The 14,259-nt window shown below is 61.2% G+C and carries 10 protein-coding genes; 8 read left to right on the top strand and 2 right to left on the bottom strand.

Annotated elements, in window-relative coordinates:
* Positions 1-27 precede the first annotated feature (27 nt).
* Both H281_RS0118390 and H281_RS36895 read left to right on the top strand, forming a co-directional pair.
* Positions 28-1,359, top strand: coding sequence for an MFS transporter (locus H281_RS0118390; protein WP_020068618.1), 1,332 nt, complete (start codon positions 28-30; stop codon positions 1,357-1,359).
* Between the two features lie 708 nt (positions 1,360-2,067).
* Positions 2,068-2,220: a hypothetical protein gene (locus H281_RS36895; RefSeq protein ID WP_020068617.1), complete on the top strand. Its 153-nt coding sequence runs from the start codon at positions 2,068-2,070 to the stop codon at positions 2,218-2,220.
* Positions 2,221-2,246: 26 nt separating this feature from the next.
* Here H281_RS36895 and H281_RS0118380 read toward each other — a convergent pair whose 3' ends face one another.
* Positions 2,247-2,972: a GntR family transcriptional regulator gene (locus H281_RS0118380; protein WP_020068616.1), complete on the bottom strand. Its 726-nt coding sequence runs from the start codon at positions 2,970-2,972 to the stop codon at positions 2,247-2,249.
* A gap of 160 nt (positions 2,973-3,132) precedes the next feature.
* Between H281_RS0118380 and H281_RS0118375 the strand changes: the two genes are divergently transcribed.
* The 4 genes from H281_RS0118375 to H281_RS0118360 all read left to right on the top strand — a co-directional run bounded on the left by H281_RS0118375 (position 3,133) and on the right by H281_RS0118360 (position 9,763).
* Complete coding sequence (locus tag H281_RS0118375; RefSeq protein WP_020068615.1) at positions 3,133-4,353, top strand: pyridoxal-phosphate-dependent aminotransferase family protein; 1,221 nt, start codon at positions 3,133-3,135, stop codon at positions 4,351-4,353.
* A 244-nt stretch (positions 4,354-4,597) separates the two neighbouring features.
* Positions 4,598-5,884 carry an MFS transporter gene (locus tag H281_RS0118370; protein ID WP_020068614.1) on the top strand — a complete coding sequence of 429 codons (1,287 nt, stop codon included), beginning with the start codon at positions 4,598-4,600 and terminating at the stop codon, positions 5,882-5,884.
* A 3-nt stretch (positions 5,885-5,887) separates the two neighbouring features.
* Complete coding sequence (locus H281_RS0118365; RefSeq protein WP_051121012.1) at positions 5,888-6,673, top strand: 2-keto-4-pentenoate hydratase; 786 nt, start codon at positions 5,888-5,890, stop codon at positions 6,671-6,673.
* 69 nt (positions 6,674-6,742) lie between these two features.
* The gene (locus H281_RS0118360; protein ID WP_020068612.1) at positions 6,743-9,763 is read left to right on the top strand and encodes an FAD-binding and (Fe-S)-binding domain-containing protein; all 3,021 of its coding nucleotides are present in this window, start codon (positions 6,743-6,745) and stop codon (positions 9,761-9,763) included.
* Between the two features lie 5 nt (positions 9,764-9,768).
* On the opposite strand, the gene H281_RS0118355 is transcribed toward H281_RS0118360, so the two are convergent.
* On the bottom strand, positions 9,769-10,686 hold the full coding sequence (locus tag H281_RS0118355) for an AraC family transcriptional regulator (RefSeq protein WP_051121010.1): 918 nt from the start codon (positions 10,684-10,686) through the stop codon (positions 9,769-9,771).
* A 165-nt stretch (positions 10,687-10,851) separates the two neighbouring features.
* Here H281_RS0118355 and H281_RS0118350 point away from each other — a divergent pair, with 165 nt between their 5' ends.
* Positions 10,852-11,748 carry a DMT family transporter gene (locus H281_RS0118350; protein ID WP_020068610.1) on the top strand — a complete coding sequence of 299 codons (897 nt, stop codon included), beginning with the start codon at positions 10,852-10,854 and terminating at the stop codon, positions 11,746-11,748.
* Positions 11,749-12,024: 276 nt separating this feature from the next.
* Positions 12,025-14,208, top strand: coding sequence for an NHL repeat-containing protein (locus H281_RS0118345; RefSeq protein ID WP_027804734.1), 2,184 nt, complete (start codon positions 12,025-12,027; stop codon positions 14,206-14,208).
* Positions 14,209-14,259 lie beyond the last annotated feature (51 nt).

Genomic DNA, 14,259 nt, shown 5'->3' with positions numbered 1-14,259 from the left:
GCGCCGAATCCGGCATTGGAGACGAGCATGAGTGACCTGGGCGCAATCGCAACCGGCGGCCGCGAGCAAAGCGCGGACGGCGCGGCGGCCATTATCCGCAAAGTGGCATGGCGGCTGATGCCGCTCATCATGATCTGCTATCTGTTTGCGTTCTTCGATCGCATTAATATCAGCTTCGCCAAGTTTCAGTTGCAAAGCGATCTCGGGTTATCCGACACCGCGTATGGTCTTGGCGCGAGCCTGTTCGTGATCGGCTACGTATTGTTCGAAGTGCCAAGCAATCTGTTCCTGTACAAGGTCGGTGCGCGGCGCTGGATTGCACGGATCATGATTTCGTGGGGACTCGCCACGGCGGCGATGGTTTTCGTCAATACCGAATGGCAGTTTTACGGACTGCGTTTTCTGATCGGGGCAATGGAAGCGGGCTTCGCTCCCGGCGTGCTGTATTACCTCACGCTGTGGTTTCCGCCGAGCTATCGTGGGCGTATTACGTCGATGCTGTTTCTCGCGTCGGCATTTTCGGGGCTGGTCGGTGCGCCGCTTGCCGGCCTGGTTATCGGGCATATGAACGGCGTGCTCGGTATGCCCGGATGGCACTGGCTGTTCCTGCTCGGTGGCCTACCGTGCGTGCTGCTCGGCTATCTCGTGCTGAAGCTATTGAAGGACCGCATTGAGGACGCGAACTGGTTGTCTCCCGCCGAGAAGTCGTATCTGTCTGAGCAGATCGCGCAGCAAAGCCGTCATCCCGACACCGGGCATTCGCTGCTCGGGGCGATCAGGACGCCAGGCTTTCTGACGCTGGGTCTCGTGTACTTTCTGATTCAGGTTGCGTCGTATGGATTGAATTTCTGGACGCCGCATCTGATCCGCGTGGCCGGCACGCACAATCCGACGCTGATTGGTTTGCTCACGGCGGTGCCCTATGTATGCGGCGCGATCTGCATGGTGGTGGTGGGGCGCCTGTCCGACGCAACCGGCGAGCGGCGCAAGTTCGTTTTCGGGCTGCTCGTGATGTCGGCAATCGGCTTCTTTGCCGCGGGTTTCTTCGACAAGCAGACGGGCTTTCTGATCGTCGCGTTGGCCGTGATGGGCGCAGGCGTGGTGGCATCCATCCCGGCGTTCTGGGCACTGCCGCCTAAACTGGTGACTGGGGCGGGCGCGGCTGGCGGCATCGCGTTGATCAATACGCTGGGTCAGCTCGGGGGGATCGTGAGTCCGATCATGGTTGGACGCGTGCGGGATCTGACCGGCAGCACGACGCCCGCGTTGTATGTGATCGGTACGATGAGTGTGATTTGTGCGTTGATCGTGCTGCGCGGGTTGCCGGAGTCGCTGCGGCGGAAGGATGGAGTACGGTGAGGGGCTGTTTCCCAGCGATGCCGTCTCCGGCTGACTGTTGCGGAGACGGCGCGGGATTGCAGTGTGCCATCAAGTACTTGGTGTGGGTTTGCTGAGGTTGTCCACAGGGTTTTGAACAAAAACTGGGGATAAGTTTTCGCTTTGGCTGGCGCAGCGCGATTGAGCGTAAGACGTTTGCCGTCCCACTTAGCGTCGAACCTGCTCACCCGTTGGATCGCTGGTCGGTTGCGTCCCATGGTGGGACCCACTGGCAGCAGCGGCGCGATGATGAGCGCTATGTGACGTTCCCGGCTTTTCCAGATAGTTGCTAATGCCCGCCGCGTGCGGGCGTTTTTTCGTGCCTTTCCCTATCTTGCGGACGATCTGGTTCTGTACAGCGTCAGTCAATCCATTAGATGGCTATGCGTTAAACCTATCCCGATTTTGTTTTACAAAACTGCGACAGTTTCCATCTGTACGCCGGTCGGGATCGATTTGATAATGCAGAGGCCCGAGTCCTCAATGGAAAAGGGGGGGCCTCGTCGAGACATTTAGTAGGATTCCAAAATGTCTGCACAGCCAGCGGCATATGAAACATAACTTTTGGAGGGGGCTGACAATGTCGTGGCTTATCCAGCCGCGTACGCCGGACATGACCGGCGATGCGCGGACGCAATGGGCGGACGAGCCGCTTCCGACTGTTCCCCGACCCGCTGAAGCGAGGCAAACATGACCCGGTGGACGACCCAAACGCGCTCCCTCACGTTCAGCGGTGCCGCGCTTCCCGAAATCATCGGCGTCGATTACCGCAGCCGGCAATGCATCGAAACCCGGGAGCCGATGCTGACGGTCCGCAGTCTGCGCTTGCGCGCCAGCGCATAACCCGCGTCGGCACGCAAGACACACCCTCAAGCCTTCAACCCCGACCCCGCCGCTTCCTCCGTCGACTGCACCTGCAAGACCGCATCGCGCTTATCAAGCAGATGTTGCCGAAGAATCTGACTAAGCCTTTTACCGTCCCGCGCCTCGAGTGCCTTCAACATTTCGTCGTGGTCATGAATGGCGCTGTCCCACTTCGGGATCTGAAAATTGGACCGGAAACGCAGTGCCTGCAAGCGCCGATTCACCGAGATATAAGTCTGCCGAAGCGCTGAGTTCCGCGCGGCCTCATTGATCTTGTCGTGGATCGCCTGATTCCGGCTGTAGTACCCAGCCAGATCGTTTTGCGCGCGACAAGCGAGCATTGCGTAATGCAACGCCTTGATGTCGGCAAGCTCCGCCGCCGTCATCCGCTCGGCTGCCAGTTCGCCCGAAAAAGCCTCGAGACCGCTCATCAACTCGAACGTCTCGCGCAACTCCGCCTCCGACATCTTCCACACCGACGCGCCCCGGTTCGGCGAAATCTCAATCAGCCCCTCAGCGGCCAACACCTTGAGCGCCTCACGCAACGGCGTGCGCGAAATGCCGAGGGTTTCGCACAATTCTCGCTCGTTCAGCTTCTTGCCCGGCTCAAGTACGCCTTCGACGATGAACCGGCGAATGTGCTCCACAACCGTGTCATGCAAGCGCTGACGCTCCACTTTCGGCAACACGGCCGCCGTGGGCAGACTTGCCTCAAATTCCGAATTTTGCATACAAACTTCCTTATCCACATTGGATTCGATTTTATCGGATCGCCGCGCACAGCGAAACAGCGCGGGTAAACACCTGTGCGCAAAGGCGATTTTGGTCTTTCGCCTGTCCGAACTCGTCTGATATAGTTTTTTGCATGCAAAATTCAATCGGAGGAGCGCAATGTTGAAGTTAGATTTTCATCCCGCCGGCCGCCACTTTCTGCAGATTCCGGGGCCGAGCCCCGTGCCCGATCGCATCCTCCGGGCGATGAGCTACCCGACCATCGACCACCGCGGCCCTGAGTTCGGCGAACTGGGTCTGAAAGTGCTCGACGGGATTAAGAAGATCTTCAAGACACAGCATCCCGTGGTGATCTATCCGGCGTCCGGCACCGGCGCGTGGGAGGCGGCGCTCTCGAACACGTTGAGCCCCGGCGATCATGTGCTGATGTTCGAGACCGGGCACTTCGCAACGCTCTGGAAAAAGATGGCCGAAAGCCTGGGGCTCAAGCCTGAGTTTCTTGGCTTGCCCGGCATCGAGGGTTGGCGCCGCGGCGTTCAACCGCAAATGATCGAAGCGCGTCTGCGCGAAGACACGCAGCACTCCATCAAGGCTGTGTGCGTCGTGCACAACGAAACGTCCACGGGCGTGACGTCAGATATCGCCGCCGTGCGGCGCGCAATCGACGCCGCAGGACATCCCGCGCTATTGCTCGTCGACACGATCTCGGGCCTTGCCTGCGCCGATTATCGCCACGACGAGTGGGGCGTCGACGTCACCGTTTCAGGCTCGCAGAAGGGCCTGATGCTACCGCCGGGCATCAGCTTCAACGCGATTTCGCCGAAAGCCGTGGCCGCGAGCAAGCATGCAAAGTTGCCCCGCAGCTTCTGGGATTGGAGCGAAATCGTCGAGATGAACAAGACGGGCTACTGGCCCTACACGCCGAACACGAACCTGCTGTACGGGCTTCATGAAGCGCTCGAAATGATTCTCGGCGAAGGGCTCGACAACGTGTTCGCGCGTCACGAGCGTCTTGCCGAGGCGACTCGCCGCGCGGTGCGCGCCTGGGGCCTGGAAATCCAGTGCGCCGATCCGGCTGTATATAGCCCCGTGCTGACGGGCGTGATGATGCCCGACGGCGTCGATGCCGACGCGGTTCGCAAGCTGATCTACGAACGCTTCGACATGTCGCTTGGCACGGGTCTCGGCAAGATGAAAGGGCGCATGTTCCGCATCGGTCATCTGGGCGATTGCAACGACCTGATGCTGCTCGCGACGCTCGCAGGTTGCGAAATGGGCTTGCGGCTCGCGGGCGTCCCACTCAAGGGAAGCGGCTTGCCTGCCGCTATGGAGTGGTTGAGCGAGCCGACGCAAGCGTCCGGTTTGAAGGCGGCAGCCTGAACGAAGCGGCAGAACAAGCTGTGCTGGCCACGTCGCAAAACCGGGCCCGCTCAACAAGCCGCAGCAACGCATCGAAAACAGCAGGCCGCAACGAAAGCAGGCATCAACGAAGTCAGTTCCATCACGAAGCCGCGCGCAGAACGCGGCCCTGAACAATGCGATGTCCCGGCGGCGCCTACCGCCGGGCGACGACCAGGCGGGTCATGTCAGGCGCGCCGTCGACACATGCAAATGGAGAGAGACGATGAAGCGGTTTCGTTTGACCAGTGCGACCAGTATCGTTCTAGTGATGCTCTGCATCATGTACTTCATCACCTACCTGGACCGCGTCAACGTCAGTACAGCGGCCGCGGGGTTCGGCAAGGAATTCCATCTTTCGCATACGGAAGTCGGTTTGGTGTTCTCCGCTTTCGCATATCCGTATCTGCTGTTTCAGATTATCGGCGGCTGGGTTAGCGATCGTTTTGGCGCAAGACGTACGCTGCTCGCGTGCGGCGCGATCTGGGGCATCGCCACGTTGCTGACCGGTTTCGCCGGCGGGCTGATTTCGCTGCTGGCCGCGCGCGTGCTGCTCGGTTTCGGTGAAGGCGCAACCTTTCCCGCCGCGACATCCGCAATGGCGCGCTGGGTCGCGAAAGAGAAACGCGGTTTTGCGCAGGGGATCACGCACGCTGCGTCGCGCATCGGCAATGCGGTTGCGCCCGGCCTCATCGTGCTCGTCATGGCAAATTGGGGATGGCGCGAATCGTTCTATATCTGCGGCGCCTTCAGCCTGTTGTGGGTTGTCGTGTGGGCATTGACGTTCACCGAGCATCCGAAAGACCACCCGCGTATCACGACTGAAGAGCTCGAAGTATTGCCCGCGCCCAAAGCAAAGTCGGCGGGCGTGCCTTGGGGCAAGCTGTTTCGCCGCATGGCGCCCGTTACGATTGTGTACTTCTGCTATGGCTGGACACTGTGGCTGTTCCTGAGCTGGATTCCGCAATACTTCCTGCACAGCTATCACCTGGAACTGAAGAAGTCGGCGATCTTCGCATCGGTCGTGTTCCTCGCCGGCGTGGTGGGCGATACGCTTGGCGGCGTCGTGACCGACTTCATCTATACGCGAACCGGGAGCCTGAAGCGCGCACGCAGCTGGATGGTGTCGGTGTGCATGATGTTCTGCCTGCTGTCGCTGATTCCGATTATGTTCACGCACAACGTGTATCTGTCGATGGCGTGTCTCGCGTCGGGCTTCTTCTTCGCCGAAATGACGATTGGACCGATGTGGGCCATTCCGATGGACATCGCGCCGGAAGCCTCGGGCACGGCGAGCGGCATGATGAACACGGGCTCGGCGCTCGCGGCAATCATCTCACCCGTGATGGGCGGCTTCCTGATCGACTACTTCGGCAGCTGGGAGTTGCCGTTCGTCGGCAGTATGCTGTTGATGGCGATTGGTGTCGTGCTCGCGTTCCGCATGCAGCCGGAGAGCAAGTTTGCAGGCGATCCCGCGGACAAGGGGCAGGTCTCGCCCCGCATGGGCGTGTAAGCGATGCTTAAGTCCTCTCGCGCCGACGCCATGAAGCTGACCACGTTGCCTCTGAGCCGCTTGCTCGCCGATGCGCGCCGCGATCATGCGACGCTCGACAATCTTCCGCCCAATCTCGCGCCGACCGACGCCAATGCGGCGTATGCGGTCCAGCATGAGATCCTGGCGATCGCCGGCGCGCGCATCGGCGGCTGGAAGATCGGCGCCAAGTCGGACAGCGGGCCGATCCAGGGCGCGCCGTTGCCGGACGTCGACCGGTATCCCGACGGCGCCACTGTGCCGCGCGGGGCCTTCGCGCCATTGGGCCTGGAGCTGGAGATCGCGTTTCGTTTCGGTCGCAGTTTCGAGCCCAGCACAACGCCTTATAGCGAGGCCGACGTGCATGCCGCAATCGGTTCATTCGGCGCGACGATCGAAATCGTCGCGAGCCGTTTCGCCGCGTGGCCGGACGTCGACAAGCTCGCGCAACTCGCGGACTTGCAGAACCACGGCGCGCTCGTCGTCGGCGAATTCATGCCGTACGACGAGAGCTTCCCGTTTGTCTCGCCCGCGCTGCGTTTCGATTTCAACGGACGCGATGTCGTGGAATTGACGCCCGCCAATCCCGCCGGCGATCCGCGCCGGTTGCTCACGTGGCTCGTCAATCACGCGACGTCGCGTGGCGTCACCGTGACGCCGGAAATGGTCGTGACAACCGGTTCGTACACCGGCATGTTCTTCCCGCGAAGCGCGGGCACGGCACACGGACGCATCGAAGGACTGCCATCGGTAAGCGTCACGTTGTATTGACCGTTCGGGCGCTCGCGCGGTTTGCCGCGCTGCGCTGCGATTTCTGCGTATTGCAACAACACCGACGTTATGACGAATCCCACCTCCGCTTTGCTGGTCAAGCCGATTCATCTCGTGCCGTCCACGGCGCGTCTGATGACGCCGCTCGCGCAACATCTGCGTAAATCGTTGCGTGGTGACGTGCTGTTCGATGCAGCAAGCCGGGGACGTTATGCGACCGATGCCTCGATCTATCAGATCATGCCCGTCGGCGTTGTCGTGCCGCGCGACCAGGACGATCTGCGCATCGCACTCGACATTGCGCGCAGCGAGAAAGTGCCGCTGCTCGCGCGCGGCGCGGGCACGAGTCAATGCGGACAAACGGTCGGTGAAGCGCTCGTGATCGACACGAGCAAATGGCTGAACAATATCGTCGATTTCAACCTGGAGGCGCGCACGGTGACGGTCGAGCCGGGCGTCGTGCTGGATCATCTGAATGCATGGCTCAAGCCGCACGGTCTCTGGTTTCCGGTGGATGTGTCGACAGCGGCGCAATGCACGATCGGCGGCATGGCGGGCAACAATTCGTGCGGTTCGCGCTCGATTGAATACGGCAACATGGTGCACAACGTCGAAGCCATCGACGCAATTCTCGCCGACGGCACCGAAGCGCGTTTCGCTTCGTTGCGCGATGCGCCGCAAGGCGCGCGTTTGCAGCAGATATTCGAAGGCGTCAGGCAGATCGCGCAACGCGAGCGCGACGAAATCGTGGCGCGCGTGCCGAAAGTGTTGCGCCGCGTGGCCGGCTACAACATCGACCTGTTCGACTGTCAGAATCCGCGCGCTTATACCGACGACGGCGTGGCGAACCTCGCGCATCTGCTGGTCGGCTCGGAAGGCACGCTCGCATTCAGCCGTCAGTTGACGCTGAAGCTCGCGCCGTTGCCCGCGCATAAAACGCTGGGCGTGGTCAACTTTCCGACGTTCTGGCAGTCGATGGATCTGACCCAGCACATCGTCAAGCTGAAGCCGGTCGCGGTGGAGCTGGTCGACCGCACCATGATCGATCTGGCCATGAGCAACCCTGCGTTTCGTCCGGTTGTCGAAAAGGCGCTGGTCGGCGAGCCGCAAGCGGTGCTGCTCGTGGAATTCGCGGGCGAGTCGCGCGACGCGCAACTCGAGTCGCTCAGGCAGCTCTCCGAATTGATGGCCGATCTCGGCTTGCCTGGCTCGGTTGTGGAAATGCCGGACGCGAATGCGCAAAAGGCGCTGTGGGAAGTGCGCAAGGCCGGCCTCAACATCATGATGAGCATGAAGGGCGACGGCAAGCCGGTGTCTTTCATCGAAGACTGCGCGGTGCCGCTCGAACATCTCGCCGAGTACACGAGCCAGTTGACGGAGGTGTTTCATCGGCATGGCACCGAGGGCACCTGGTATGCCCATGCGAGCGTCGGCACGCTGCACGTGCGGCCGATTCTCGACATGCGCCGCGACGGCGCGGTGAAAATGCGCGCGATTGCCGAGCAAGCCGCTGCATTAGTGCGCGAATACAAGGGAGCTTATTCCGGAGAGCACGGCGACGGTTTGTGCCGCGGCGAATGGGTCGCGTGGCAATACGGTCCCAAACTCAATCAGGCGTTCAGTGAGATCAAGGCGCTGTTCGATCCGGACAACCGCTTCAATCCCGACAAGATGGTGCGTCCGCCGAAAATGGACGACCCGCGCTATTTCCGTTTCGCGCCCGGCTATCAGGAACGGCCCATTGAACCGGCGCTCGACTGGTCCGCATGGAACGTCGAACGCGATCCGCTGACTGGCCGCGAAACCGCGCCGGGCAGCGGCAACGACCTCGCAGGCGGTCTCGCGAAGGCCGTCGAGATGTGCAATAACAACGGTCACTGCCGAAAATTCGATGCAGGCACGATGTGCCCGAGCTACCGCGTGACGAAAGACGAACAGCATGTCACGCGCGGGCGTGCGAACACCTTGCGTCTTGCAATCTCCGGTCAGCTAGGCGAGGCCGGCCTTGCGAGCGACGAAGTAAAGGACACGCTCGATCTCTGCGTGTCATGCAAGGGCTGCAAGCGCGACTGCCCGACGGGCGTCGATATGGCGAAGTTCAAGATCGAAGCGCGCGCCGCGCGCGTCAAGCGACATGGCTTGACGCTGCGCGACAAGCTCGTCGCCTTCATGCCGCGCTACGCTGCCGCCGCGAGCCGCATGCCAGGCTTGATCGCAGTTGCCGACAATGTGCCGCTCGTGTCGTCCTTGTTCAAGCGCGCGGTCGGTTTCGCGAGCGAGCGGAGCTTGCCGCGTTTCAGGAAGTCGTTTCTGTCGAGCGCAAGTCCCACGGTGAACGCGCATGGCGCGACGCTGAAGGAAGTGCTGTTATTCGTCGACACCTTCAATAACAGCATGGAGCCCGAGAACGCCAGGGCGGCGCAGAAGGTACTGGAGGCGGCGGGCTACACCGTGCACTTCAACATGCGCGAAGGCGAGCGCCCGGTTTGCTGCGGCCGCACGTTTCTCGCGGCGGGCCTGGTTGACGAAGCGAAGCACGAAGCGAGGCGAATGCTCGATCTGTTCAACCCTTTCGTGGAACGCGGCGTGCCCATTGTCGGTCTGGAGCCGTCGTGCCTGCTGTCGCTGCGTGACGAGTTTTTGCACTATGGCTTCGGCGACGAAGCACAGCAGCTCGCCAAACAGGCGTTCCTCTTCGAAGAATTCCTGGTGCGCGAGGAAAAAGCGGGTCGCTTAGAGCTTGCGTTGAAGCCCTTGGATACGCCGCAGGCGCTCGTGCATGGCCATTGTCATCAGAAGGCGTTCGACGCCTTTACGCCTGTGCAAACCGTTCTGAAATGGATTCCTGAGCTGAAGGTATCGACGGTGGAATCGTCGTGCTGCGGAATGGCCGGCAGCTTCGGCTACGAAGCGGAGCACTATGCGACGTCGCAGGCCATGGCCGAGTTGTCGCTATTGCCGGCGGTGCGCAAGATCGACGGCAATACCGTCATGGTCGCGGACGGCACGAGTTGCCGTCATCAGATTCACGATGGCGCCGGTGTGGAGGCCATTCATGTGGCCCGTGTACTTGCAATGGCGCTGCAATGATGCGCTTAAGCCGGGAGAGCCTGCCGGTACGCGGTAGGCGACACGCCCACGCCTTCGCGGAAACGGTGGCTAAAGTGGCTTGCGTTTGCATAGCCGCATAGCTCGGCAATCCGCAGAAGCGGCAGTGAGGTGGTGCGCAACAGCATGCGCGCGCGTTCGAGCCGTTGCTGCGCGATCCACGCAGCGGGCGGCAATCCAAACGACGTGCGGAACATCCGCGCAAGATGAAACTCCGACAGCGCCGCCACGCCTGCAAGTTCACCGATGGTGAGCGGCTCTGCGAGATGGCTCTCGATGTAATCGCGCAGTCGCCGTCTGGTCGCGACCGACAAACCGCCCTTCAGCGCCAGGCCGGTGCGGCGCACGCCTTGCGAGCGCAACAGCAGGCTCAGCACTTCATGCGCGGTTTCGTTCGTGCGCAGCAAACCGTCCGGGTCGTCCCAACGTTCGTTCGCGAGCGACTGACACAGACTGGCAATGCGCGGGTCTTCGAAATAGGTGCGGTCGGCAAGCGTCAACTCGCGCGGCTCGCGGTCCAGTTCCTGCACAGCGCGTTGCGTGAAGTGCTCAGGCAGGAAATAAAGGTGCATGAAATGCATATGGCCGCGCACCCACCAGCGCGACTCATGATCGCCGGGTAGTGCGCATAAGCGCGACGGTGCGCCATAACGCCCCGGCATTTTCTGCCGCTCGGTGCGATAACCGCCATCCAGGTAGCACGAGAGGGTGTGGTGGCCCGGCCGATCGTAGACGGTCTCGGCGACTTCTGTGTCGCGCGTCCACACGGCAATCGCCAGACCGTCGCCGAGCCACGCAAACCGGTCCAAGTTCGCGTTCGAGCTGCCGAGCGTGTGACACACCGACTGAATGCCAAACGGCGTTTCAGTGGCGTCATTCACAGCGACGGGCGGGCTCGGCTTCACGGGACTGGTGTCGTTCTTGCGGGATATGAGCGTAAGTATACGGCTGGCCGCGCCGCGGCACCTATGCGCTCGCGGTTTGCCGCCGAAAATGCGCAATCCTGGACAAGTCCTGGCGCCTGCGTTGCCGCATAGTCGCACTCCCGTATCCGCTGTGCAGGCTTGACCATGAATCTGTCGCTTTATGCTGTTACCGTTCTGATCTGGGGCACCACCTGGATCGCGATCAAATGGCAGTTGGGCGAAGTGCCGCCGCCGGTTTCTATCGCCTGGCGTTTCTGGATTGCCGCATTGGTGCTGTTCGCGCTGTTGCGCATCATGCGCCGGCCGATGTGGCCGCCTCGCGCCGCGTGGCGATTTTTGTTCGCGCAAGGGCTCGCGCTGTTTTGCGTGAATTTTCTGTGCTTCTACTACGCCGAACAGGTGGTGCCGAGCGGCCTCGTGGCAGTGGTGTTCTCCACGGCGCCGCTTCTTAATTCGATCAACGGACGGCTTTTCATGGGGCGTCCGCTGCAGCCATCGGCGATTGCGGGCGCGATGCTCGGTCTCGTCGGTATTGTGTGTCTCTTCGTTCAGCAGATGAGCGGACATCTCGGCGACCACGCCGCATGGCTCGGGCTTGGCATCGCGTTTCTCGGCACATTGTGCTTTTCGGCTGGCAATCTGCTGTCGAGCCGCATGCAGTCGATGGGATTGCATCCGTTCGCGACCAATAGCTGGGCGATGTTGATCGGCGCGAGCGTGTTGACCGTAGGAAGCGCGCTCGCCGGCTTCCCGTTCGCTATCGAATCGTCCACACGCTATCTCGGCGCACTGGCGTATCTCGCGGTGTTTGGCTCGGTGATCGGCTTTACCGCATACCTGATGCTGGTCGGGCGCATCGGGCCCGAGCGCGCCGCCTATTCGACCGTGCTGTTTCCGATCGTGGCGCTAGCTGTGTCGACGGTATTCGAAGGCTATCAGTGGTCGGCATTGGCAGTGGTTGGCTTGCTGCTGGTGGTAGCCGGCAATCTGGTTGCGTTCGATATGACCCGGCGCATTTTCGGGCGACGCAGCCACGCCTGATAAACGCGGAGTTTATGCGCACAAAGTGCGCCTTTGCTGGGATGGATTCACAAATAGATTTGAAGAAAACGATATTGGCGACCTATTGACGCATCGTGATGAGATTGACTGTTTTTGTCACATAACACCGCGAGACCGCAGAAGAATCGGCACGCCACGCACTCCTATGCAAGCGGTATATTTGTTTTCTAAAATATTTACGGTCAATTTTTTTATCAATTAATTCACCTGTTTTCTATGCGAGGATGAAAGCGTCACTTGCAAGGGAACATCGTTGTGAAACTCCTTTCGCGCCTCGGCGCGGCAATCTTTTTTTGCCACTGTCTTCTTCCGCTTACTGGCTATGCGCAGTCGCAGCTCACCTACACCACCTCGTGGATCGGCAATAGCTTCGGTTTTGGCGACGGCAAGTGGATGCAGCAGGATATCCAGGCAATCGCGGTGGGCGCCGACGGTACCGTTTTCACGAACGCGCCGTGGGACGAGAGCGGCAGTGAAATAGCCGCGTATCGCGGGGGCGACAAGATTGCCGTCGCCGGTTTCACGCACGGTTGGGGCGCTGCGGGCGGCGATGCCGTCGCGGTCAACCACACGTATCTGTACGCGGCAATGTCGATCGGTAACGAGAACAACAAACTGGTCGGCGCAGACTATCCACCGGCCGGACAGACGTGGTTTGGCATCACGCGCCGCACGTTGGCGAACCTCTCGGCCGGCGTGCCGTTTAGTGCGGGCGTCGGCAATAGCGCGAACGCAACGAAAAACAGTTTCCTGCCCGTCGATACAGTAACGACCGGTACCGACGCGGCCATCCGCGGACTTGCCGCCACCGACAGCGAACTGTACCTCTCGGACACCTACGCGAACCGCATCGTTGTTCTGAACGCCAATACGATGCAGCCATTGCGCTCGTGGAGCGTCAGGTCACCAGGACGTATCGCGATCGACACCGATTCGACGCTCTGGGTGATAAGCGGCATATCGTCCGGAAACCTAACTATTTTGCACTTCAGCGCAGACGGCACCGCGCTCGCCGGCACGTTGCCGTTGCCCGCCAGCGCAGTTCCGACCGACATCGCCGTTACGCCGGCTGGACAGATTCTCGTCGCGGACAACGGGCCGTCGCAGCAGATTCTCGTCTTCAACAAGGACGCCAATGGTCAACCGCGAGCGGCCTCACCGCTCGGCACGCGCAACGGTATTTTTCATGCGGTCAAGGGCGTGCCGGGCAACTGGCGCTTTAACGGCATGACGGGAATCGCGCTCGACCCGGCGGGCAATCTATATGTCGCGCAAAACGGTGAAGGGCCGCGGCCGGTTGGCTCTGCATCGGTCGGTCAAGGTGCGGTGCTGGAAAGCTATGTGTTCAGCTCGCATGCGTTGAACTGGCGGCTGTATGGGCTGACGTTCGTGGACAGCGCCGCATTCGATCCAGCCACGCCGTCTTCGGTGTACACCGGTTCGAAGCGCTTCACGCTCGACTACAACCAGCCTGTGGGCCGCGAATGGTCGTATGCGGGGTTCACGCTGAATCGCTTCGATTATCCCGACGATCCCACGTTTCATCAGCCGCGCGGCGTGCGCGGCGAGCCGATGGTGCGAAGAATCGACGGCCGGCCGTTTCTCTATACGCTCGATCCGGGCGCGCATTATCTGAACGTCTACCGTTTCGACGCCGCACATGGCGAGACGGCAATTCCGTCGGGGCTGCTCGCGCAAAATCCGCTGCCGGGCACGTGGCCTTCGGGCCAGCCGGGCTATGGCGAATGGCTGTGGCGCGATGTCAATGGTAATGGCGTTGTGGATGCCAGCGAAATCAGCAGCAATCCGTCGACCGGCAGCACCGTGGGCAACGGCTTCTGGTGGGTGGACGCGCCGGGCAACGTCTGGCTTGCCACACCGCTGAGCGGCATCCGCGAAATGCCTTTGCAGGGGCTGGACCAAGCGGGCAATCCGATCTACACCTACGCGAGTTCCAGAATGTTTGCGATGCCGCAGCCTTTCACGCGACTGGCACGGCTTGTCTACATCGCGGAATCCGACACCATGTATCTGTCCGGTTTTACGAGCGCCGTTCCGTGGGACGCGACCCATTGGAAAGAGGCCGGCCCGGTGCTCGCGCGTTATGACAACTGGAGTTCGGCCGCGCCTACCCAGCAGTACGCGGTCGCGCTGCCGTGGAACACGCAGAGCAATCCGCAGACGACCACCGTAGGCGTCGCGGTGGCCGGCGACTATGTCTTCGTGGCCGAGTTGTACACGGCGAAGGTCGATGTGTACGACGCGCGCACAGGTCAGCCGGTCGGCTATATGACGCCCGGCGCGAGCGTGGGCAACACGAGCGGTTGGGTGGACGTCTATCTCGGCATCAGCGCGGCGAAACGTGACAACGGCGAGTACGTGGTACTGGTAGAAGACGACGCGCGCGCAAAAATTCTGATGTATCGGTGGACACCTTAGTCCAGGTCGTGTTCGCGCCGATCACGAATAGACGGCAACCCGCGATCGGTA

Source organism: Paraburkholderia caledonica (assembly GCF_000383275.1).
GTDB classification, from domain to species: domain Bacteria; phylum Pseudomonadota; class Gammaproteobacteria; order Burkholderiales; family Burkholderiaceae; genus Paraburkholderia; species Paraburkholderia caledonica.
This window is presented reverse-complemented; position numbering and strand designations above follow the sequence as displayed.